This window comes from Dyadobacter endophyticus, assembly GCF_014641595.1.
Taxonomy (GTDB): domain Bacteria; phylum Bacteroidota; class Bacteroidia; order Cytophagales; family Spirosomataceae; genus Dyadobacter; species Dyadobacter endophyticus.
Genome location: NZ_BMIA01000003.1, coordinates 938584 through 961761, shown reverse-complemented (window position 1 = coordinate 961761; position 23178 = coordinate 938584). Strand labels below are relative to the sequence as shown.

Sequence of the window (23178 nt, the reverse complement as noted above, 5' to 3'; positions counted from 1 at the left end):
CGATGTTCCGCCCCTTTGTTAGTAGAAATCTCTAAGTTTGGCAGTAATTTCCTCTACGCTAGGTAGTAGTTGCCTATACTTTTTCGGCAATTGATTTGTCGTGTTGTAAGTAGCGACGCCAATGGGTAGCCTGCGATGGTAGAGAAGTATATCCACCCAATAGTCCCGTTCTCCGACCTGAATGCGGTATTGGTTTCCGACGAAAGTGTAGTTGTTTCCCATTTCAAGAAGGAACTTCCTGATATTTTTCACCAATTGTTGTTCTAGGTCCGATTCGGAATGCAACTCTGCGAGATCGAGGAAATCGAATGTGTAATTGTCTTTGACGGCCAGGAGCGCCTGCTTGTTTGCAGGCTGTGGCAGGGCATAGTCGAAATTGGTTTGATTGAGCAGGTACCGTTCAAATACTTTGTTCTCGATCTGATGGATCAGCGTGTTTTTTGACCAGTTGTATTTGCTTGTGGACAGAATGTAAAACTGCCTTTCATGACTCACTTTACACTTAGACAATATGACCAAATGCTTGCTCCAGCTAATTTCTCCAACCAGTGGTTGGAGATTTGTATCTGAGTGATAATCAGTATAAAACTGGACCATATACCAAATATTGGTGGTTGGAAAACCACCTGATTTTGGGAACTCCGCTTGCAGCTCTTTGGAAAGCGAAGTAACGATCGATTTACCCCAACTTTCGCTTTGTTTTTCTGCGATGGATTTGCCGATTTCCCAATACAACTGAATGAGTTTGACATTCACTGTCTTTAAAGCCTCATACTGTGCCGAGCGTATTTTCTCTTTGATTTTGGTAATAAATTGTCTTTCCGAGTCTTCTATATCCATTTGTCAGATCAGTTAAGTTCTGACCTTTTGACGTTCGGATTCACATTTGGTAACAGCTTGTAGAACAACATTTTTTGAAAAACACTGTTCGGTTACCTATCTTTACCCTCATTAAAATCTCCTGATAAAATAACAATTCACGACAGAATTGAGCGATGCTCTTCTGTCATCTTCCGGGTTCTTCACCTGGGATAATTTGTTACATCCGAATTTTATCAGAGAGAAATGAAAAAACTACAAAAAATAGCTGTGATCGGCGGCGGAGGTCGTACGGGGCAATATCTTGTCAATCAATTAATTGAAAAAGGTTATTCGTTAAAATTGCTGTTGAGGCATCCTGAACGTTTTACGATTCAGAGTCCGCAGATAGAGATCGTGCACGGCGATGCACTCAATCCTGAGGCTGTTCGGGCATTGCTGGAAGGCTGTGACGCCGTTCTGAGCACAGTGGGGCAGCGGCAGGGTGAGCCACTGGTTGCCAGCCAGGCTAGTGTCAATATCCTGCAAGCGATAGGAGACAGTCCGGCTCGGTTTGTGCTGCTGGCGGGTTTGAACGTGGATACGCCATCTGACCGGAAAAGTGAGGAAACAGCGAAAGCGACCGAGTGGATGCGCGCTAATTTTCCGGCTATTCACAACGACCGTCAGAAATCCTATTCGATACTGGCGGAAAGTAATGCAGAATGGATCATGGTGCGGGTGCCTTATATTGAATTCAATGGAGTCAGTGGTGAGATCAAGGTAAATGCCACCGATTCGCCCGGAGCGAAGATCGACGCGGCGGATATTGCCGCATTTATGATCAGGCAGCTTACGGATGATACCTGGCTGCGGAAGGCGCCTTTCATATCCAATTAATAGAAAATGGCCGGCAAATGAATTTCGCCGGCCATTTCTTGTATTTCAAATATTTTTAAATCAATGCATTCCAAAGGATTTCCGCCGGGTGCAGCGCTTTCCGGCCGGTTCCGTCGTGGATCTGGTGGCGGCAGCTGGTGCCTGGCGCAGCGATGATCACTTCTTCCGGCTGCTGGCGAACGGTTGGGAACAATACCAGCTCGCCGATCTGCATGGAAATGTCAAAATGCTCCTTCTCGTAGCCGAATGAGCCCGCCATACCGCAGCATCCCGAGGGAATGAGCTGTACGGTGTAGTTCTCGGGTAGCGAAAGCATCTTTTTCGTCGGTATCATACTCGAAATCGCTTTTTGCTGGCAATGTCCGTGTAGCTTGATCAGCTTTTTCTCTTTGGTAAACTGGTTTCTTGAAATGTTTTTCAGCTCGATCTCGCGCGCGATAAACTCGTCGAATTGCAATGCGTTCTGGGCAATCATTTTGCTGTCTTCTACCAATTCGTCACTCACGAGGTCGGGGTATTCGTCACGGAATGTCAGAATCGCCGACGGCTCAATGCCTACCAGCGGAGTATCGTGCGAGATAATGTCTTTCAACAGACGGATATTCTCTTCCGCGATTTTTTTTGCGTCCCTTAACAAGCCTTTCGAAAGCTGCGGCCGCCCGGAAGGACCGTGATTTGGAATAATAACCTCATAACCCAACTTTTCGAGCGCGAGAATGGCGGTTTTACCAATCTCGACATCATTGTAATTGGTAAATTCATCGCAGAACAGGTATACTTTCCGTTCCGATTTCGGGGCGTTTCTCTTCCGCTGATCGTACCATTTTTTCAATGTCGTGCTGTGCAGCAACGGCATGGTACGTTCGGGGTGGAAACCTACGACGGTGTTCGCGATCTTGCGGAGCGGCGCGTTCTTGAAAATCAGGTTGTAGGCCCAGGGAACGTAGCTGGCAATACCTGTCATTTTTGAGAAATTACCGACCAGCCATGAGCGTACCGGAATGCCGTTTGCATCGTGATACTGCTGCAAAAACTCCATTTTCAACTTCGCCACATCCACGTTCGAAGGGCATTCGCCTTTGCAGCCCTTGCAGGCGAGACATAGGTCGTACACTTCCTTGATCTCCTTGTTGTCGAACCGGTTTTCCTTGGGCGAGCGCGTGAGCATTTCGCGCAGGATATTCGCGCGGGCGCGGGTAGTATCCTTTTCATTGCGGGTGGCCATGAAGCTCGGGCACATCGTGCCGCCGCTCAAATGCGTTTTCCGGCAGTCCCCCGAGCCGTTGCATTGCTCGGCGTGTTGGAGGATATCCTGGTCGTGGAAGCGGAAATTCGTTTTGAATTCAGGTGTCTTCTGGTCCGCCTCATAGCGCAGGAACGTATCCATCGGCGCGGTATCGACGATCTTGCCCGGATTGAAGATATTGTTAGGGTCCCAGGCCTTCTTAATGTCTTTAAACAACTGATAATTATGCTGGCCGACCATTTTCGGGATAAATTCCCCGCGCAGACGGCCGTCGCCGTGCTCACCCGAGAGCGAGCCGTCGTATTTCTTAACCAGATCCGCGATTTCCTCTGCGATCATCCTGAACTGGCGGTGTCCCTCGCTGGTTTTCAGGTTAATAATCGGCCGCAAATGCAGTTCGCCCGAGCCTGCGTGTGCGTAATGCACGGCCGACATCCCATTCTTTTTCAGTATTTCGTTGAACTCACGGATATATTCCGGCTGGTCGTACACGTCGATCGCCGTGTCTTCGATCACCGCTACTGCTTTTTCATCACCGGGAATATTGCCCAGCAAACCGAGCCCGGCTTTCCGTAGTGTCCATATTTTTTTGGTGTCGTCCCCGAAAAGCAGCGGGTAGTGGAAACCGATGCCGGCTGCTCTGAATTCCTTTTCCATATCGGCGGCCAGCTGTTCCACTTCTTCTCTGGTCTCTCTCGAAAGATCTACGACCAGGATCGCGGGAAATTTGCCGTCCGGCTTGTTCTTGACAAAAAAAGCATTTTTACGTTGTTCGACGTTGGTCGCCGCGCATTCCAGCACGTACTCGTCAATGAGCTCCACCGCTTGCGGGCCGTATTTGAGGGTGAGAATGGTCGCCCGTAGAGCTTCGTCAATCGTATCGCAATGCACGCAAACCAGGCCCTGCGTTTTAGGCGGCAGCGGTACCAGATTGACTTTAATTTCTGTCAGAAAACACAATGTTCCTTCCGAGCCCGCTATAAGGCTGCACATATTAAACGGCCTGTCCGAAGCGGTGCCTGTGGTATAAGGCGCCATATTCAGCAGCATATCGAGCGCATAGCCTGTATTGCGACGTTCTACGGATGGTTTCGGGAAGTTTTTCCGGATCTCGGCCTGGTTTTCAGGCGAGTTCAGGATAGCGTCGGTTTTTAGGTATATTTTATCCAGAAGCGATGCGCTGCCGTTTTTCTGGCGGGCGTTGTTCAGGAGCGACTGCAGATCGTTGCTGTTCACATTCTTGAATTCGGCGTCACTGCCGTCGGCCAGGATCGCCTTCACTTCCAGCAAATGCTCCCGCGTGCTTCCGTATACGATGGAGTTGGAGCCGCAGGAATTGTTGCCCACCATTCCGCCGATCATGGCGCGGTTTGCGGTAGAAGTTTCGGGGCCGAAATACAGTCCATAGGGTTTGAGGGCCATGTTCAGCTCGTCGCGCACGACACCCGGCTGCACACGTACCCAGCGTTCCTCTGCATTTATTTCAAGTATTTTGTTGAAATTTTTCGAAACGTCTACTATTATACCGTTACCTACCACCTGGCCGGCCAGCGAGGTGCCTGCGGTGCGGGGGATCAGTGAAACTTTCTTGTCAGTGGCATACGAAATGAGCGTTTTGAGATCACCGAGCGATTTAGGGATCGCCACGGCAATCGGCATTTCGCGATAGGCGGACGCATCTGTTGCATATAACGTCCGCATGGTATTATCATAAAAGAGATCACCTTCGAGGCGTTGTGCAAGCAAACTCAGATCTGCATCTGATACTGGAGACAGGGATGTCATAAATGCAATTAACTGGAAAAATAACGAAGTCAAAGTTACGCACAACCGCGAAGGAAGTCCAGCAAAAAGTTGGGTAAAGTGGGAAGCGAGACATTCGGGCTTGCTCCATGTATTGTATTATCCAGATTCTTTGTATTATTTTGTATAAGGCATGGTGTAAAGTTTATATTTTTTCATACTAAAATTCATAATGAAGGTTTTGGTCTACGCGTGTTGTTGAACAAAGTATGGAACGAATGTTAAAATGATACATCATCACCTCCTTTGAGCCCCAGTTATATTTAACCTATGATGAATTTATCCTTTCATGTACTCCGCCAACATGAATTCCCGGCTGCTGTTCCACGCGCCAGGACAAAACCGTTGTTTTTGAAATTCGGAATTTTCACCCTGCTGCTGGCTGCTTCTTTTTTCCATACGGATCTGAAAGTTGATAAGATAGGCTCTGTTGGCAATAATGATTTTGGCGCTTGTACAGATCAGAATAGCATCTTCGCTTCGGATGCGCCGTCGGGCTGGAACGGGTTTACGACTTTGGCCGATTTTTATGACACTTTCGAAAAGGAAGGTGCGGGAGTCGGAAAGCCCGCATCAGGGAGTGGCAAGTAATATTCCGGTATAATGACGACGAACTGTTTTGCCGCTTTCCGCATGCTGGTCTTGCTCGGCGGCCTGTGTGCCTTGTTCTCCTGCACCGATTCCGAAAAAAATACGAACGCCCTTTTTGAAGAAATGGACGCATCCGAAACCGGCATCGGCTTCGTGAACAAAATTGAGGACCGGGAGGATATCAACATTTTCAATTACCGTAATTTCTATAACGGCGGCGGCGTGTCAATCGGCGACATTAACAATGATGGCCTTCCCGATATCTATTTCACCGCCAACATGGGTGAAAACAAACTTTACCTTAATAAAGGCAATTGGAAGTTTGAGGATATCACTGCGAAAGCAGGCGTAGCCGAATCCGACAAATGGAGTACCGGCGTGGTAATGGCCGATGTGAATGGCGATAACCTGCTGGATATTTACGTCTGTAATGCGGGTTATCAGAAGTTTTTGAATAAACAGGGTAATTCACTTTATATCAACAACGGCGATCTGACATTCACAGAATCAGCCAAAAAATACGGCTTGGATGAAACAGGCTACACCACGCACGCCGCATTTCTGGATTACGACCTTGACGGCGACCTCGACGCCTATGTGCTGAACAACAGTTTTATTCCCGTCAATACCCTCAATTACGCCAACGACCGCAACCGCCGCGCGAAAGACTGGCCCGTGAAGGACTTTCTCAAAGGCGGCGGGGCCAAGTTGCTTCGTAACGACGGAGGGAAATTCGTGGATGTAAGCGAGGAAGCAGGTATTTACGGAAGTCTGATCGGCTTCGGGCTTGGCGTGACCGTGGGTGATATCAATGGGGACCTTTATCCCGATATTTACATTTGCAACGATTTCTACGAGAAGGATTATCTGTATATCAATCAAAAAGACGGTACTTTTTCGGAAGAGCTCGAAAAGCGCATCAAGCACACGAGCCTCGCATCGATGGGAGCCGATATGGCCGATATTAACAATGACGGTTATCCCGAGCTGTTCGTAACAGACATGCTACCGCGCGACGAGTACCGTTATAAAACAACTACCTCGTTTGAGAACCACTACCTCTTTAATCTGAAAAAGGAGAAGGGTTTCTATAACCAGTTTATGCAGAACAGCCTCCAATTCAACAATCAGGACGGCACATTCAGCGAAATTGCCAATTACTCGGGCGTGGCCGCGAGCGATTGGAGCTGGGGCGCATTGCTTTTCGATGCGGATAATGACTCTAAGACGGATATTTACGTGTGCAATGGTATTTACCACGACATTCTCGATCAGGACTTTATCGACTTTTTTGCCAACGAGGTAACACGTAAGATGGTCATGTCCGGCGAAAAGGAAAACATGCAGGGAATCATCGACCGCATGCCTTCTACGCCCATTGCCAACAATTTTTTCCATAATGAAGGAAACCTGCAATTCAAGGAAAAGGCGAAGGAATTTGGCTTCGGGAAGGCATCGTTTTCTAATGGCGCAGCTTATGCCGATCTGGACAACGACGGCGACCTGGACCTGGTGGTCAATAATGTAAATGAGCCCTGTTTTGTCTATAAAAACAAATCGGAAGCGCAGAAGGACAAAAACCATTACATTAAATTCATTCTCAAAGGTGCTGGCCTGAACACCCGGGCTATCGGGGCCAAAGTGGAGGTCTACGCTGGCGGGCAGGTGTTCAGCAAGCAGGTGAGCCCGTCCCGCGGATTTCAGTCGAGTACGGAATACCCGCTGACGATCGGTTTAGGGGAAATTGCGACGATTGATTCGGTACGCGTGCTCTGGCCGAGCAGTAAAGTGACCACCATCCGCGCTGCCAAGTGTGATACGACATTGACACTGGTTATGGGTGACGCCCAAGACCCGTACAATGGACGGATGAACAAGCAGAGCCCAATGCTCACGAATGTGCAGGTGAAGGGGCTTGATGCGCATCAGGAAAACCGGTACGAGGATTTTTACAATGAAAGAAATATCCCAGTAATGCTCTCGCAGGAAGGTCCGAAAGCGGCGATCGGTGATGTGAATGGTGATGGGCTCGAAGATCTTTATGTGTGCGGTGGAAAAGGGCAGGGCGGACAATTGTATTTGCAAAAGGGCGGTCAGTTCTTGAAGTCGCCGCAGAAGGCATTCGGTGATGCGGTGGGTTTTGAGGACACGGCGGCATTGTTTTTCGACGCGGATGGAGACGACGATCGCGACCTGGTTGTTGGAAGTGGTGGAAATGAGAGCCTTGCCGGTAAACCCGATTTGCCCACGCGCCTCTACCTGAATGACGGGAAAGGCAATTTTACGCATAGTAACCGCGCATTGCCGCCCAATGCGATGAACACTGCGGTGATCGTGGCCGAAGATTTCGACCGCGACGGCGACCTCGATTTGTTCGCAGGCAGCCGGAGCGTTCCCCGCGAGTATGGTTCGAGCCCTTCGAGTTACATTTACCAGAATGACGGCAAAGGTAATTTCAAGGACGTTGCCAGGACAATGGCCCCCGAGTTGGCGCGGGTAGGCATGGTACGCGACGCGGCCTGGGTTGATATCGACGGCGAGGGGCAGAAAGAGCTGATCGTTGTCGGAGATTGGATGGCACCTGTGGCTTTCAGGTTTTCGGGAGGTCGCTTCAAAAAGATAGCAACTGGCCTCGAAGCGTACGCGGGTTTTTGGGGTTCGCTGAAAACCGGTGACTTCGATGGTGATGGCGATCAGGACCTGGCATTGGGAAATATAGGAGAGAACTTCACACTCAAAGCCGCGGTGGGAGCGCCACTAAAAATGTGGATCAATGATTTCAATAAAAACGGAACCATAGAAAAGGTCATTTCCAAAACCATCGATTCGAAAGACATTCCCGTGTTGTTGAAACGCGAAATGACCGCGCAATTCCCTTTTCTCAAAAAGAAAAGTATCAAGCACTCGGAATATGCGGTGCTCACGGTTCAAGACCTTTTTCCGGACGACCTGATCCAATCGGCGGTGGAGAAATCGGCAACTTACCTGCAATCGGGCATTGCGGTGAATGACGGAAAAGGGCAGTTTAAAGTGGTGGCACTGCCATACCTGGCACAATTCTCCTGCCTGAACGCGATCCAGAGCGAGGACGTGAACCATGATGGCAAGCCGGACCTCATTGTGGGCGGAAATTTTACCCATTTCATTCCGCAGCTAGGGGCGCTCGATGCATGCCGCGGAAATGTGTTGATCAATAAAGGTAATATGCAGTTTGAAGTTTTACAGGCCAGGGAAAGCGGTTATGCGCTAGACGGCGAGGTGAAGCAAATCAGCGCGATTACCATTGCCGGGCATCCTTTCCTGATCAACCTCGTCAATAATGCTGCGCCCGTTTTGTTTAAAATAAACCAATTGTAAATCACGATCACAAACTCTCCGTTCTTCCTCCATCCACTGCCAGGCTCACCCCGCTGATGCTTCCCGCCGCCGGACTGGCCAGAAAAGCTACCGCGGCAGCCACTTCTTTCGCTTCGCCGAACCGACGGATAGGAATGCCCGCTTTCAGCTCTTCGGCCACCTGCTCCCTGGTTTTGCCCTGATTTTTGCCCCGCATTTCCAGCACAGCATCCAACCGTGCCGTTTCGGTGTAACCCGGCAGTACATTGTTGACAGTGATACCATATTGTCCGAGTTCGAGCGACAACGTTTTGGCCCAGCTCGCTACGGCCCCGCGAATGGTGTTGGATACCCCCAGGCCGATAATCGGCTGTTTCACCGAGGTGCTGATAATGTTGATAATGCGGCCAAAACCTTCCTTCTTCATCGACGGTACTACCGATTGCGCCAGGAACTGGTTGTTGATGACGTGCATTTGAAAAGTTTTCAGGAACTGCCCGGTTTCCGCTTCGATGATCGGCCCGCCGGAGGGACCGCCTGTGTTGTTGACGAGTATATGCACCTCGGGACAAAGACGGAGGTAATTTTCAATAGCGGATTTTAAGGCCTCATGGTCGGCGAAATCGGCCACCACGTACCGGTGGAGCTGGCCAAGGGAAGTGTCCAGGTCTTCGACGGCCTCCCGCAGTTTTTCTTCATTCCGGGCGACGAGGGTCACATTTGCACCCAGCAATGCGAGTTCAACGGCGGCTGCGAGCCCGATGCCCTGGGTACTTCCGCATACCAGTGCTGTTTTTCCGGTCAGGTCGAGGTTCATGGTTTTAGCTTTTTAAACTTGGTTTCAGAATGATAACGTTTTGTTTTTCGTCTGCTCCGCTTCCGGTTTCGTTGATTTTTCGGCTATCTTTGCGGTTTATTTTTCCATATGGGACAAGCCGAAATGCCGAATGTAAGCAAAATCCCGCATTTGTAATCTTAGAGCAAACGTTGCACAATGTCTAAAAAAATCCAATCCGCGCTTATTTCTGTTTATTACAAAGACGGACTTGAGCCTTTGGTCCGCCTCCTGCACAACAACGGTGTAAAGCTGTACTCGACCGGAGGAACTCAGACTTTCATTGAAAATCTCAACATTCCCGTAACCGCTGCCGAAGTGCTGACCGGTTATCCTTCGATTTTCGGCGGGCGTGTTAAAACGCTTCACCCGGCTATCATGGGGGGGATCTTGTACCGTCGCGACGACGCGGGCGATGTTGCGCAGGCTGAGCAATACAATATCCCTGCCATCGACATGGTGGTGGTGGATCTTTATCCTTTCGAGGAAACGGTGGCATCCGGAGCGAGCGAGGAGGACATTATCGAGAAGATAGACATTGGCGGTATCTCCCTGATCCGCGCAACGGCGAAGAATTTTAAAGATACATTGATTGTATCATCCCGCAGCCAGTATGCGGAAGTGGTTGAACTTTTGAATGCGAAAGCGGGTGCTACCGACATCGAAGACCGTCGTTACTATGCCGGCCTTGCATTCGGGGTGTCTTCGCATTATGACGGAGCGATCAACAGCTTCTTCACATCCGGGAAAGAAACGACCGATAAAGAGTTGTTCGATTTTACGAACCTTGCTTCCCAAACGCTGCGCTATGGCGAGAATCCGCACCAGAATGCGACCTACTATGGCGACCTGGAAGGTATTTTCGACAAACTGCACGGAAAAGAGCTTTCATACAATAACCTCGTGGATGTGGATGCGTGCGTGAGCCTGATCGACGAATTTGCCGATGCTCAGCCTACATTCGCGATCATCAAGCACACCAATGCCTGCGGTATCGCTACGGCACCTACTGCGAAAGAGGCTTACGACAATGCGCTGGCTTGTGACCCGGTTTCAGCATTCGGTGGCGTGGTTATTACCAATACGAAGGTCGACCTGGCCACTGCGGAGGAGCTGAACAAGCTGTTCATGGAAATCCTCATCGCGCCTGCTTATGACGACGATGCGTTGCAGCTTTTGAAATCCAAAAAGAACCGCATTTTGCTGAAACGTAATGCAGTGGTGTTGCCGCAGATTATGTTCAAAACCATTTTGAATGGGGTATTGGTGCAGGATAAAGACCTTGCAACCGAGGTTGCGGCGCAGTTTACGACTGTTACCGAGAAGGCGCCGACTGCCAGCGAGGTTACAGCTCTTGAATTTGCATTGAAAGTTTGCAAGCATACCAAGTCGAACACCATCGTTCTGGCGAAAGAAAACCAGTTGCTGGCAAGCGGTACCGGCCAAACCTCACGCGTAGACGCATTGCGCCAGGCGATCGAGAAGGCGAAAGCGTTCGGCTTTGACCTGAATGGGGCAGTAATGGCTTCCGACGCATTCTTCCCGTTTGCTGACTGCGTGGAAATCGCGCATCACGCGGGCATTACTGCGGTTGTTCAGCCGGGTGGCTCTATTCGTGACAAGGATTCTGTGGATTATTGCAATGCGAATGGCGTTGCGATGGTAACTACGGGGGTTCGTCACTTTAAGCATTAACACTTATATTGCCACGAAGGCGCCATCGCGGTCCCTTCGTGGCAAAAATATTTTCTCTTGAAACCCAACCCACTCCGGAAAGTCTCCAGATTCCTTCTGACCGGATTAATTGTCCTGTTGGGCAGCCTCTTTTTCCTTTATCCTCAGATATTCTACTGCGAGCTCATCGCATTCTCTAAATTTAATTCAACCGATAAAAAGGTCTATTTCAGCCCGGATATCAACCGAAATAAATACAAAACCCTTAAAAGCACCGTTGCACTCGCCGAGGCGCGCGTTGACTCTTTTTATCAGGGTAAAAAATCCAATCCTAAAATCATCATCTGCCTGACGGCGCAGCAATACAAAAAGTATTGCAGCAGCAACGAGGGTGCCGGATGCAGTATTGGCACGCCGTGGGGAAGTTCGTACGTGATCCTGAATGCCCAGGGAATGAACACCGATGTGATCGCGCACGAAATGAGCCATATCGAATTGTTGAAGCGCATTGGATGGTGGCGCACTACTAATGACATTCCCCAATGGTTCAACGAAGGCCTGGCGCTCATGCTCGACCGGCGTTTCGTGAGTGAAGCCACGCCGCGTGAGCGTTACCGGGCCTACCGTTACGAGTGGCGTTACTACACCCGCAACGGCCGCGACCTGCTTTTGCTCAAAGATATTTCTACCATGCGCGAGTTCTTTCTCGGCGATCAGAAGCATGTTATGACTGCCTATATGACAGCCGGAATGGAGGTTTCCTACTGGCTTTTGCTTCGCAGAGATGCTGGTTTGCAGCGTTTTATCGCGAGTATGCAGCAAGGCAACTCTTTTGAAGATGCCTATGGCCCCATGAGCCCGCACCATTTTAAAGATTCAAAGAAAATATCAGAGTAAAGCATTATGAATATGTGCTTGTAGGCTATATTTATGCGCTCCTTTTCAAAAGAGGAACGAATATTGGCATGTTTGTTCAGATTTTGTATTATTTTTTGAATATACTGTACGTTTCAATCTAAGCTGATCAATTTCATTCATTCATCTATTTTATTATTTGAAATGCAACAATTACAAACCCTGGATTATGTCGTTTTCTTCTTTTACTTCATTGTAGTCTCCGGTTACGGTTATTGGATTTATCAGCGGAAAAAATCAAAAGTTGAATCTACAAAGGACTTCTTCCTGGCGGAGGGCTCGCTTACCTGGTGGGCGATTGGTGCTTCGCTGATCGCGTCGAACATTTCAGCAGAACAGTTTATCGGAATGTCCGGAAATGGTTTCTCAATGGGGCTAGGAATTTCCACCTACGAATGGATGGCGGCGGCAACACTCGTGATAGTGGCCGTCTTTTTTATGCCTATCTATCTCAAAAACAAAATTTACACAATGCCCCAGTTCCTCAGCCAGCGATACAACCAATCGGTGAGCTTGATTATGGCGGTCTTCTGGCTGGCGCTTTACATTCTTGTTAACCTTACTTCGATTCTGTATCTGGGCGCATTGGCCGTTTCAGGTATTTCAGGGCTTGATTTTCAGTTCTGTATGATCGCGTTGGCGACATTTGCTATTATCATTACGATCGGCGGAATGAAGGTAATCGGTTTTACTGACGTAATTCAGGTGTTTTTCCTTGTAATCGGCGGGTTGGCTACCACTTATCTGGCCATCAATCTGGTATCCGATAATGCAGGTGTTGAAGGAATTGTGCAGGGTTTCAAAGTAATGCGCGACAATCACGACGACCACTTCCATATGATTTTCCCAAAATCGAGCCCGTTCTATATGCAGCTGCCGGGTCTGGCGGTATTGCTGGGCGGTATGTGGATCGTGAACCTGAACTACTGGGGCTGTAACCAATACATTACCCAGCGGGCATTGGGAGCTGATTTGAAAACTGCGCGTAACGGTATCCTTTTCGCTGCGTTCCTGAAATTACTAATGCCGGTGATCGTGGTATTGCCGGGTATTGCGGCTTATGCATTGTACAGCAAAGGCATGTTCCAGGCGGAAATGCTCGGTGAGGACGGCGTGATTAATGCAGATAAGGCCTATCCTGTGCTCCTGAACCTGCTTCCTACCGGATTAAAGGGGCTTTCGTTCGCAGCGTTGACAGCCGCAGTAGTGGCGTCGCTGGCAGGTAAGGCGAACAGTATTTCGACGATTTTCACACTGGATATTTTCAAAAACTACATTGGCAAGAATGCCGACGAGAAAACGCTCGTGCGTATCGGCCGTGCGGTGGTTGTGATTTCAATGATCCTCGCGATCATCGTTTCTCCTTATATGGGCATCGATAAAAAAGGTGGTTTCCAGTTTATTCAGGAAATGACAGGTCTGTTGTCGCCGGGGATCTTCGCGTCCTTCATCATGGGTTTCTTCTGGAAACGTACCAACTCAGCGGGCGCATTGTTCGCGATCGTGGGCGGGTTCCTGATCGCATTGGCGATGCACAACAACTACTTCCCATTCGCCGATTGGACGCAAGTTCCTTTCCTCGACCGCATGGGCCTAGTGTTCCTGATATGCGTAGCGGTAATGGTAATTCTCGGTCTGATCATGCCCGACGAAAAGAAAGGCCTTGCCATCGATGCGTCGATGTTCATGCCACACCGTACGTTTGTAATCGGCGCGGTAGTCGTGATCGCTATCATTTCATACTTGTACGGACATTTCTGGTGAGATAGCCGACATATACATACAAAAAGGGGCCGGAAGTTGATTCCGGCCCCTTTTTGTATAATTCAGAAAAGCTTACGCCTGTTCTTCGATGATCGTGATCTTCTGGATCTTGTCACCCTGACGGATCGCGTCAACCGTTTCAACACCCTCTACCACGCGGCCGAAGCAGGTATGGTTTCTGTCGAGGTGTGCGGTGTTGTTGCGGCTGTGGCAGATGAAGAACTGTGAACCTCCTGTATTGCGGCCAGCGTGTGCCATAGAAAGCACGCCACGATCGTGGTACTGGTTGCCGCCTGTCAGTTCGCAATCAATTTTGTAGCCAGGTCCTCCACGGCCGGTGCCGGTAGGGTCACCACCCTGGATCATGAAGTCAGGGATTACGCGGTGGAAGATTACACCATCGTAAAAGCCTTTTTTAGAAAGATCAACAAAGTTTTTCACCGTATTGGGAGCATCCTCATCGTAGAATTCGATAAGCATCGTACCCTTATCGGTGATCATTTCCGCTTTTGTCATGTCTGAAAGTGAGTATTAAAAATTAAAGAACGTATTACCGGGGACGTTTTGGCCCATGCCATAACAACACAAAGAAAAGGATAATGTATCCTTTTCTTCTTATCAACTTTCAAATAAAATAGTGGGGATTATGATCCGGTCTCGGACGAGATCTCGGCTTTGGCCAATGCTGCGGCTTTTTTCTGCGCGATCTTGAATGCAGAAATACGATCTACCACCTCACCGCTTCCCCATTCGCGGCTTCTTTCGGGATTGGAGAACCATTCTTTTACGGCAAGGATCTTATAGATGTACCGCGCAGTCTCGGAATTGAGACGGAGCTTGAAATAATCATCTTTGTTCTGCGAATCCATCCTGTTCTGGATGTGCGTCGGGCCTGCATTGTAAGCAGCAGCTACTAATGTCCAGGAACCCAGTTGTTTATACAAGTCGCGCAGGTATTTTCCTGCGGCGTGGGTCGATTTGACCAAATGTTTGCGGTCGTCCCTGGTTTCGTTTACAACCAGCCCGAGAGATTTGGCAGTAGAAGGCATCAGTTGCCAGTATCCGCCTGCGCCGCGACGGGATGTTACCTCGTCCTTCATGGCGCTCTCTATCAATGGAATATATTTAAAATCGGCTGGTACTCCGTACTTCCTGAGAATGGGTTCTATAACCCGCATCCTCTTTCTTGTTGTGGTCATCAGCTTACGAAAAGTGGGATTGTCGTAATTTCTGATCGTGTTTTGATATCGCTCGGCGATTCGAAGCTCTGATAAAGGAATGGCTTCGCCACAGAAGTCAATAGCAAGAAGATCTGAATCAATAATGTTAGTTTCTTTCAGTTCCTTCTTTTCCACCCCCACCTCGCTCACCGGACTTTTGCCGAATATTGCGATTGAGAAGGCCATAAAGATAAGTCTAATCATGCATTTTGTATTTCGTGAAACATCATTTTAGGCACATGGCCGAAGTGCAAAGATAACGGTATTGAATAAATAAAATTTCAATTTGGGGTAAAAAACTGATTTATAGGGGTTTGATAAAAGTAATTCTAGGATAAAAATAAGATCGCTACATTCTGTATCCGGCTAGTGATGCTGAATAAAAACCGCGCCAGGCTAACGGAACGTGAAATTTTAATTGGTAAAAAGCGCTAAGCACAAAATGTGAAACCTTGCATTGAATGTAATTATAGTAAGAGAGCGGTTTTTGGATAGAAGTTTTAACAGTTGATGGTCAGTTGGTTACAAAATGTGTTTTGTGGGGATAATGGTATTATTGTGGAAAATGTCGCCAATTGTAAGCAAAAACCGGTATTCGGGAGACATTTTTAAGCTTCTCCATTTGCATCCGCAATGTGTTAACTTGCACCTCTGCATGGTATTTTTCATAATATGGTCACAGTCAACGAGGCGAAACAGAGAATTATTGCCAACACCGGAACATTGCCAGCGGTGCAAATGCCCTTATCAGAGGCCATAGGGAGTTATCTGTCGGAAGATGTGATCTCGCCGATAGCGCTTCCACCGTTCAGGCAGTCGTCGATGGACGGTTATGCTATCCTGCATTCGGATGTTTCGGAATCAGGTACCATGCTGCGACTCGCAGGAGAGTCGAAAGCCGGGCAGGCCGATTTGCCGGTTGTGAGCGCGGGCACGGCCGTGCGCATATTCACCGGCGCACCGGTACCTGAGGGGGCGACTGCCGTGGTGATGCAGGAAAATACGTCATTGAGTGATCGGTCTGTTCAAATTCATGAATTTCCGGTTGCGGAAGGTAAGAATGTCCGCCGGGCAGGACAGCAGATCGCGCAGGGAGCAGTCGCATTACGTGCAGGAGCGCTCGTTTCGCCGGGTGCTGTCGGTTTTTTGAAGGGAATGAATGTAAATGAGGTGACGGTCTATTCCAAGCCGAAGGTTGGCCTCCTCGTTACCGGTGACGAGTTGCTGAAAGCGGGCGAAGCGTTGGTGCCGGGAAAGATATATGAATCCAATTCTGCCATGCTGCAAGCCGCACTGGCGCAAGCCGGCATCGGGGACTTTTCGATAAGCTATGCGTCCGATGATCTGGATGCTACCATCGCAGCGCTTGAAGTGTTATTAGAGGAACACGACGTCATCCTGGCCTCCGGGGGCATTTCGGTGGGAGATTATGATTTCGTAGGAAAGGCGTTGGAGGCATTGGGCGCCGAAACGATCTTTTATAAAGTAAGGCAAAAACCCGGCAAGCCGCTTCTTTTTGCCAAAAAAGAGGAAAAGTTGATCTTTGCGTTGCCGGGTAACCCGGCGTCATCGCTGGTTTGCTATTATGAATATGTGCTGCCCGCATTGAAAAAAATAATGGGGAGCAGGGAGCCGTTTTTAAGGTCTGTGCGGTTGCCCTTGCGGGATGCTTACCGTTTCGACGGAGAGCGCGACGAGTTTCTGAAAGCAAGGGTTGAAGGTAGCGAAGTCGTCTCGCTCGACGGGCAGGAATCGTTTGTGATAGGCTCGTTCGCAGTTTCGAATGCGATTATCTATTTACCTGTCGGGCAGAATCGTGTGGAAGCGGGCGAGCTCGTAGAAGTACATTTGCTTCCGTTCTGAACCCGGGGAACCAGTTGCGGGTTATTGGATTGAATGATGATAAGATACCAATGAGTTTTCAAGTCAAATATTTCGGAATGCTGGCCGAGATCGCCGGGCTTTCGGACGAAGTCTGGAACGCAGCCGGTGGCCTGACGGTGGGGCAGTTCCGTGAACAAATACTGGACAAATACCCGGCTATGCGGGAGAAAAAATTCAAAATAGCGGTCAATCAGCGAATTTCGGAGGATTTTTTATTGATAGAAACCCCGGCCGAGATTGCATTGCTGCCGCCGTTTGCAGGAGGATAACAGGAGGACATGGAAAAAGCACATAAACCCAAAAAGGTTTTTATTCAAGGGCCTATCAGCCCTGATTTTGTCGCGAAGTCGATCGCAAGCCATCAATCCAAAACGGGGATTGGTGCTCATGCGATCTTTCTCGGGCAGATTCGCGCGGATCAGAAGGAAGGCGGACCGGTAACGGGAATCGACTATACGGCCTATGAGGAAATGGCCGAACAGGCATTTTACGACATCCGTGAGGCCGCGTTTGCGAAATTCGAGCTTACGTGTATGCATATTTACCACAGCCTGGGCCTTGTTCCGACAGGCGAGATTAGCCTTTTCGTATTCGTGTCATCCCCCCATCGAAGGGCGGCATTTGAGGCTTCGGAATATATTGTGGAAGAGATTAAGGCCAACGTGCCCATTTTTGGCAAAGAGCTGATAGGTGAGGCGGGGCAGCATGTCTGGAAGGAGAATAAATAAGATTATTAATGGTTGACATTACCCATAAGACCAACACACTCCGCATTGCCACCGCACAGGCAATTGTGCAGGTAAGCAAGCCGGAGACGGTGGAGGCGATTCAAAACAGGACTGTGCCGAAAGGCGATGTTTTTGAAATGGCAAAAGCAGCCGGCTTTCTGGCAGTGAAGAAAACGCCCGATTTGCTGCCCGACTGCCATCCGATCCCGGTGGAATATACCGGCGTTCAATATAGGATCGAAGGTTTGACGATTGTCATTGAGTTGACTGTCAAGACAATATATAAGACGGGCGTAGAAGTAGAGGCCATGCACGGCGCGTCGGTGGTGGCACTGACGATGTACGACATGCTCAAACCGATTGATAAGGGCGTCGAAATACGGAATATTCGGTTGTTGGAGAAAAAAGGTGGAAAAAGTGACCGCAAGGCGGCGCCGGAAGGTTTGAAAGTAGCTGTGGTAGTTTGCTCCGATAGTATTTCGAAAGGGATCGGTGAAGACAGATCCGGTAAGAAGATTATAGAAAAACTAGCTGCTTTTAGCCTGGAAGTAGGCGATTACAGCATTATCGCGGACGACCGGGCGGGTATTCAAAGCAAATTGCTTTCATTACAAAGTGCGGGCTACAACATGGTACTGCTCACCGGCGGTACTGGTTTGTCACCCCGTGACGTGACGCCCGAAGCGGTTTCCGAACTGCTTGACCGCGAAATTCCGGGTATTGCCGAGACCGCCCGCCACTATGGCCAGGAGCGGGTTCCGACCTCTATGTTGTCGAGATCTGCGGCCGGTTTTATTGGCGAAATGCTGGTAATCACCATGCCGGGAAGCACAGGCGGCGTAACTGAATATATTGACGCGCTTTTCCCGCATGTTTTACACGTTTTTAATGTTTTAGAAGGAAAGAAACACGATTAACAACAAACGATGGCACTGCCTATTCTGGATACATTTGGTCGCAAGCACACTTATCTGCGTATTTCACTGACGGATAAGTGCAATCTTCGTTGTACCTATTGTATGCCGCAGGAGGATATGCAATTCATGCCGTCCAAATGGCTTATGCAAGCCGATGAGATTTCCTACCTGGCCGGTTTGTTTGTTGAAATGGGTGTTGAGAAAATCCGGCTTACCGGAGGAGAGCCGTTGGTCCGTAAAGATGCCGCCGAAATCATTTCCGAGCTGGGAAAACTTCCCGCCTCACTCACGTTGACTACCAATGCGGTTTATATCGATCAGTTTATTCCGCAATTGAAGACGGCCGGGGTTACTTCCCTGAACGTCAGCCTGGACACTCTTCAGGAGGAACGGTTCAAGTCGATCACGAAAAGGGACCACTTCGTCAAAACACTTGACCACATTCGACTGCTTTTAAATGAAGGGTTTGTTGTGAAACTCAACATGGTAGTAATGCGCGGAACGAACGATGACGAAGTGAACGATTTCGTGAGAATGACGCTGGCCGAGCCTAATCTTCATGTGCGTTTCATTGAATTCATGCCTTTCAAAGGCAATCAGTGGGATATGTCCAAAATCGTCTCCTATGCCGATTTATTGTCAGCGATTGGTCAGGAGTATGAATTTCAGCCTGTCGCTGGGGAATTGCACGACACTGCCCGGCGATTTCAGGTAAATGATGGCCTGGGGACTTTCGGGATCATTGGCACTGTAACCCATCCATTTTGCGAAGGGTGCAACCGGATCCGCCTCACCGCCGACGGCAAGTTGAAGAACTGCCTTTTCGATACATCCGAAGTAGATCTTCTTACGCCATTGCGTAGAGGCGATGATGTCCGCCAACTCATTTACGCGCATTTCCAGAAAAAACACTTCGCTCACGGCGGCCACGCCAGCTTCTCCAAGCAACAAGCCAAATCGGAGTATGAGCAGAATCGGGAGATGATCGCGATCGGGGGCTGACTCCGCTTAACCACCTATTTTGCCGTCCAAACTTTGTATGCAACAATGGCCCGGGCGGTTACCTCATTGGTTCGAAATCAACTTTAATGAACCAATCAGTTAACCTTCAAGAGCCATGAGGAACATCTTAAAAACCGCCGTTGCTGCTACATTCGCATTGTTTACCGTTGCTGCCCAGGTACAAGCAGACCCAATCGTTTCACCCAAGGCGGAATGCAAAAACAACACTTGTGAGAAATTTCGTGTAGGCATGTATCGTGTGCGTAACACCATGTCGATGAATGTGATGATGGAAAAAGAAAAGGGTGAAAAAGTAGCTATTCGCTTGATGGACAGCAAAGGAAAGCTGATTCATGAGGAATTTGTGCCCAAGTATATCACCAAAACCGGGCGGAAAATAAGTTTCGACGAAATGGGTGACGGCGTTTATACCCTCGAAATTTCCAACGACAATGAGAAGATCGTCAAAAGTATTTACCTGTCTACCAAAGAAGTGCGGGAAGTAAACCGTACGCTTTTGGGTGTGAATTAATTCAGTATCAATAATTTTTACGCGTTACAGGATGCAGCCGCAGCACTCCTGTAACGCATTTTTTTGCGCTGATTTTATTGCGCTATCTCTGCTTCGGTTGGTCGTGGAAGTAACTCGGTGAAAAGGAGGTCATAGATGATCTTGCCCCAGATAATAATGCAGGGTACCGCTTTTACTACATACGGCCAGAAGTACTGATTGCGGACAAATGGAGGAAACAGATCGGTAGGCGATAGTGTGGTAAACACAAACGCGAGCACGAGCAGGACGTAATTGAGTTTGGTAGGAGCCTGCAAATAATACCAGACCGCCACTCCGGCAATAGCGATGATAAAGGTCGGAGATTCGGCGCGGTGGTTGAAAATGACCACCCATACCAGTACCGAAGCCAGCATCAATGCCCGGAAAACGAAATTGCCGTACGATTTGATTTTAAGTAAGGGTAGGCAGAACAGTGCAACACCTATTAAATTGACGTAAGTTTTGTTCACATTCATGGAAAACCAGATTTTCAGCCAGCCTATTACCGATAAGCCATCAGAAAAGTCACGGTCGGCCGCAAGCAGCTTCCACCAGGTTTTGTAGAGGACCACAAATTGCTCGGGACTTACCACGACGATCGGGAGTATCGTAAGCAAAATTACCCAGGCCGCGGTCGTATAGGCCAGCTTGAACTTGTTCGGATACAGCAGGTACAATGCCAGCGCTACAATACCGAACAGTTTAATAAAGATTGTGCTAACGATACACAGCGATGCCATCCAGTATTTATCCCTTTCGAGGAATCCGAACGCAAATAGCAGCAAGCCGGCGATTAATGCATTGCTTTGTTCGTTTTGCGTGGCTGTAAGCAACTCTACCAGCATAAAGGCGACCATAAGTCCCTTTGTTCGGAGGCCGATTCTTGGAAGAAAATACACCGAGAAGAAGAGTACGGCCACATTGATCAGATTCCAGAAGAAGAGGCCGACAAACGTTGGCATAATGGAGAGTATACCAAAAACAAGCGCGAATGCCGGGCTGTACTTGAACAGATCCCAATGCTCGTTGACATGCCATCTATACAGGTTTTTCCCTTCTATCAAATGGAAGAAGGATTGCTTGAAGATGACATAATTATTATAAGTAGTGTAAAGTTGCGGCTGGTTCGCAAAGGTTTTCGGGTGGGAGAATACCGATTGAAGCGTGGCAAAGGCAGCAATAGCCAATACAATAAAGAGGAGCGATCGCTTATTGATCACCAGACGGTTAAAAGCATTCATAAAATGACTAATCCCTAGCGTTGATTTTTCTTCAAAACTAGGGATTAATTCATCGTCGCGGTCAATTTTTCTGGTATCCCATTGCTTTCAGCCAGCCTTCCATGGCCGCAGGCCAGTTGGCAAGAGAGCCTTTTCCTTCGGTGCGCATGCCGTAGCCGTGCCCGCCTTTTGGGTACAAATGCATCTCCGCAGGGATTTTTTTCTTTTTTAGCGCCAGATAATATTCGATGCTGTTCTCGACCGGCACGCCCGTATCGTCCATCGCATGAACGAGAAATGCGGGCGGCGTCTGATCCGAAACCTGCAATTCGTTGGAGTAATATTTAATCAATTCGTCCGATTTTTCCGGTCCAAGCAGGTTGTCGCGCGAGCCTCCGTGCGAGATCGCCGGCTGAAACGAGATTACCGGGTAAATCAATATCGAAAAATTCGGTTTGCCGTCGGCGGACGCTTTTTCACCCATATTGTGATGGGTCGAAAGCGTTGCTGCAAGGTGCCCCCCGGCCGAAAAGCCCATCACGCCGATCTTGTTCACATCAATACCCCATTTGGTGGCATTCTGCCGGATCAGTTTCATGCCTTGCATCGCGTCCATCAGCGGTACTTCGTGCTGATGCGCCATCGCTTTCTCGTTGGGCAGCCGGTATTTAAGGACAAATGCGGAAATACCCCGGTCATTAAACCATTTGGCAAAGTCACTTCCCTCGTGCGAAGCAGCGAGTATGCCATAGCCGCCACCCGGGCAGATCATCACCGCAGCGCCTGTCGCCTTCTCTTTCGGTGCAATATAGGCTGCAATGGTCGGAACGGTAACGCCGCTGATCCGCAGGATTCCCTGCGCGTCGGTTACCGATTTTTCTTCAATGTCACTCGTTTTAAAATTGGGGATTTTGCCTTCCGGCCAAAGGTTAATGGTCTCAGTTTGTGCCATAGATGGACTTGATAACGCGAGCAGGCTCAAAACGGTAAGTATACGTGCAGTTTTTTTCATCGATTTCTCGTTGCTTTTCCTCGAAAAGACGCGCGCTGACGTAATATACCCTCAAAATGCCCGTCAAGCGTCTACGGTTTCGGCGGATTGATCATTATATGCGCGCGGTGCGTGCCCGGGTCCATGATCCACGGCATACCCGGAACATCGGGTTTCAGGGGTAGTCCCGTACTTTCGGCTGTGGCGAACGGAATATAAACGACATAGCGCAGGTAACCATTTTTGAGCGAACCGGTGGCGGCGTCGTAATTATCCTTCGAGCCGGACAGAACGTATAGTGTCGATGATTGCTTCGGCATTTTCAATGTGCCTTCTTTCACTTCTTTTTCGCGGATGTCAAAAATCTCCTTTTGATTCTTACCCTCTTTGGCCAGCACACGCCCGCGCTCCATAAATGCATCCAGCTCGGCAAGGTAGCACGATACGCCGATGTCTTCTTTTTTAGGGTCGTCGGCCAGGCAAACGAAATCGTTGCTGCCCTCGCGCAGGATCTTGAACGTACCGTCGGTGCCGTAACCATAAACTTTGGCACCAGCCTGTTTGTCCGAAGGGGCGGCCATTACCGCTGTTTTGATCTGAATATCCGGCGATGGAATATTTTGGGCTGAAATTTCAGCAGCAATGCAAAGTGCAATGCAGGAAAAAAAAGTCTTTTTCATGATAGTAAATATAAGTAGGTGGTCTCTTATACACGTAATTAAAATTATTATTGTAAAAATGACACGTATAGGCCCTGGATCAGGCTAATGCTTTCTGATTCAAGGCCAAAAAGCGCTCGAT

20 protein-coding genes are annotated in these 23178 nt (G+C 48.9%); 12 read left to right on the top strand and 8 right to left on the bottom strand.

Annotation, left to right across the window (positions count from 1 at the left end; genetic code table 11):
• Window positions 1-18: 18 nt before the first annotated feature.
• Entirely contained in the window at window positions 19-840 is an 822-nt protein-coding gene (locus IEY24_RS23780; protein ID WP_188936804.1) for a PDDEXK nuclease domain-containing protein, read from the bottom strand.
• Window positions 841-1065: 225 nt separating this feature from the next.
• Between IEY24_RS23780 and IEY24_RS23775 the strand changes: the two genes are divergently transcribed.
• Window positions 1066-1698 carry an NAD(P)-dependent oxidoreductase gene (locus IEY24_RS23775; RefSeq protein WP_188936802.1) on the top strand — a complete coding sequence of 211 codons (633 nt, stop codon included), beginning with the start codon at window positions 1066-1068 and terminating at the stop codon, window positions 1696-1698.
• Between the two features lie 55 nt (window positions 1699-1753).
• Here IEY24_RS23775 and IEY24_RS23770 read toward each other — a convergent pair whose 3' ends face one another.
• Window positions 1754-4729, bottom strand: a complete 2976-nt coding sequence (locus IEY24_RS23770; RefSeq protein ID WP_188936800.1) for an FAD-binding and (Fe-S)-binding domain-containing protein — start codon at window positions 4727-4729, stop codon at window positions 1754-1756.
• Window positions 4730-5098: 369 nt separating this feature from the next.
• Between IEY24_RS23770 and IEY24_RS23765 the strand changes: the two genes are divergently transcribed.
• Entirely contained in the window at window positions 5099-5338 is a 240-nt protein-coding gene (locus IEY24_RS23765; protein ID WP_229222946.1) for a hypothetical protein, read from the top strand.
• Window positions 5339-5350: 12 nt separating this feature from the next.
• Complete coding sequence (locus IEY24_RS23760) at window positions 5351-8695, top strand: VCBS repeat-containing protein (protein ID WP_229222944.1); 3345 nt, start codon at window positions 5351-5353, stop codon at window positions 8693-8695.
• A gap of 7 nt (window positions 8696-8702) precedes the next feature.
• On the opposite strand, the gene IEY24_RS23755 is transcribed toward IEY24_RS23760, so the two are convergent.
• Window positions 8703-9491, bottom strand: coding sequence for an SDR family oxidoreductase (locus IEY24_RS23755; protein WP_188936796.1), 789 nt, complete (start codon window positions 9489-9491; stop codon window positions 8703-8705).
• A gap of 177 nt (window positions 9492-9668) precedes the next feature.
• Between IEY24_RS23755 and purH the strand changes: the two genes are divergently transcribed.
• The 3 genes from purH to IEY24_RS23740 all read left to right on the top strand — a co-directional run bounded on the left by purH (window position 9669) and on the right by IEY24_RS23740 (window position 13862).
• Window positions 9669-11204, top strand: a complete 1536-nt coding sequence (gene purH / locus IEY24_RS23750; RefSeq protein WP_188936793.1) for a bifunctional phosphoribosylaminoimidazolecarboxamide formyltransferase/IMP cyclohydrolase — start codon at window positions 9669-9671, stop codon at window positions 11202-11204.
• A gap of 57 nt (window positions 11205-11261) precedes the next feature.
• Window positions 11262-12080: a hypothetical protein gene (locus IEY24_RS23745; RefSeq protein ID WP_188936791.1), complete on the top strand. Its 819-nt coding sequence runs from the start codon at window positions 11262-11264 to the stop codon at window positions 12078-12080.
• Between the two features lie 162 nt (window positions 12081-12242).
• Complete coding sequence (locus tag IEY24_RS23740; RefSeq protein ID WP_188936789.1) at window positions 12243-13862, top strand: sodium:solute symporter family transporter; 1620 nt, start codon at window positions 12243-12245, stop codon at window positions 13860-13862.
• Window positions 13863-13934: 72 nt separating this feature from the next.
• Here the strand turns inward: IEY24_RS23740 and IEY24_RS23735 are convergent, their stop codons facing one another.
• Together IEY24_RS23735 and IEY24_RS23730 are read right to left on the bottom strand one after the other, a co-directional pair.
• Entirely contained in the window at window positions 13935-14378 is a 444-nt protein-coding gene (locus tag IEY24_RS23735) for a peptidylprolyl isomerase (protein WP_188936787.1), read from the bottom strand.
• Between the two features lie 128 nt (window positions 14379-14506).
• On the bottom strand, window positions 14507-15286 hold the full coding sequence (locus IEY24_RS23730) for a lytic transglycosylase domain-containing protein (protein WP_188936785.1): 780 nt from the start codon (window positions 15284-15286) through the stop codon (window positions 14507-14509).
• 468 nt (window positions 15287-15754) lie between these two features.
• On the opposite strand from IEY24_RS23730, the gene IEY24_RS23725 reads away from it, so the two are divergent.
• The 6 genes from IEY24_RS23725 (at window position 15755) to IEY24_RS23700 (ending at window position 20145) form a co-directional block, all read left to right on the top strand.
• Window positions 15755-16945 carry a molybdopterin molybdotransferase MoeA gene (locus IEY24_RS23725; protein WP_188936783.1) on the top strand — a complete coding sequence of 397 codons (1191 nt, stop codon included), beginning with the start codon at window positions 15755-15757 and terminating at the stop codon, window positions 16943-16945.
• A gap of 50 nt (window positions 16946-16995) precedes the next feature.
• On the top strand, window positions 16996-17235 hold the full coding sequence (locus IEY24_RS23720; RefSeq protein ID WP_188936780.1) for a MoaD/ThiS family protein: 240 nt from the start codon (window positions 16996-16998) through the stop codon (window positions 17233-17235).
• Between the two features lie 9 nt (window positions 17236-17244).
• Window positions 17245-17694 carry a molybdenum cofactor biosynthesis protein MoaE gene (locus IEY24_RS23715; RefSeq protein ID WP_188936778.1) on the top strand — a complete coding sequence of 150 codons (450 nt, stop codon included), beginning with the start codon at window positions 17245-17247 and terminating at the stop codon, window positions 17692-17694.
• Window positions 17695-17702: 8 nt separating this feature from the next.
• Complete coding sequence (moaCB, locus tag IEY24_RS23710) at window positions 17703-18611, top strand: bifunctional molybdenum cofactor biosynthesis protein MoaC/MoaB (protein WP_188936777.1); 909 nt, start codon at window positions 17703-17705, stop codon at window positions 18609-18611.
• A 9-nt stretch (window positions 18612-18620) separates the two neighbouring features.
• Entirely contained in the window at window positions 18621-19613 is a 993-nt protein-coding gene (gene moaA, locus IEY24_RS23705) for a GTP 3',8-cyclase MoaA (RefSeq protein WP_188936776.1), read from the top strand.
• Between the two features lie 115 nt (window positions 19614-19728).
• Window positions 19729-20145, top strand: coding sequence for a T9SS type A sorting domain-containing protein (locus IEY24_RS23700; RefSeq protein ID WP_188936775.1), 417 nt, complete (start codon window positions 19729-19731; stop codon window positions 20143-20145).
• A 74-nt stretch (window positions 20146-20219) separates the two neighbouring features.
• On the opposite strand, the gene IEY24_RS23695 is transcribed toward IEY24_RS23700, so the two are convergent.
• From IEY24_RS23695 to IEY24_RS23685, 3 genes are all read right to left on the bottom strand, one after another.
• Entirely contained in the window at window positions 20220-21407 is a 1188-nt protein-coding gene (locus tag IEY24_RS23695) for a glycosyltransferase family 87 protein (RefSeq protein ID WP_188936773.1), read from the bottom strand.
• A 61-nt stretch (window positions 21408-21468) separates the two neighbouring features.
• On the bottom strand, window positions 21469-22398 hold the full coding sequence (locus IEY24_RS23690; protein WP_188936771.1) for an alpha/beta hydrolase: 930 nt from the start codon (window positions 22396-22398) through the stop codon (window positions 21469-21471).
• A gap of 71 nt (window positions 22399-22469) precedes the next feature.
• On the bottom strand, window positions 22470-23057 hold the full coding sequence (locus IEY24_RS23685) for a hypothetical protein (RefSeq protein WP_188936768.1): 588 nt from the start codon (window positions 23055-23057) through the stop codon (window positions 22470-22472).
• Window positions 23058-23178 lie beyond the last annotated feature (121 nt).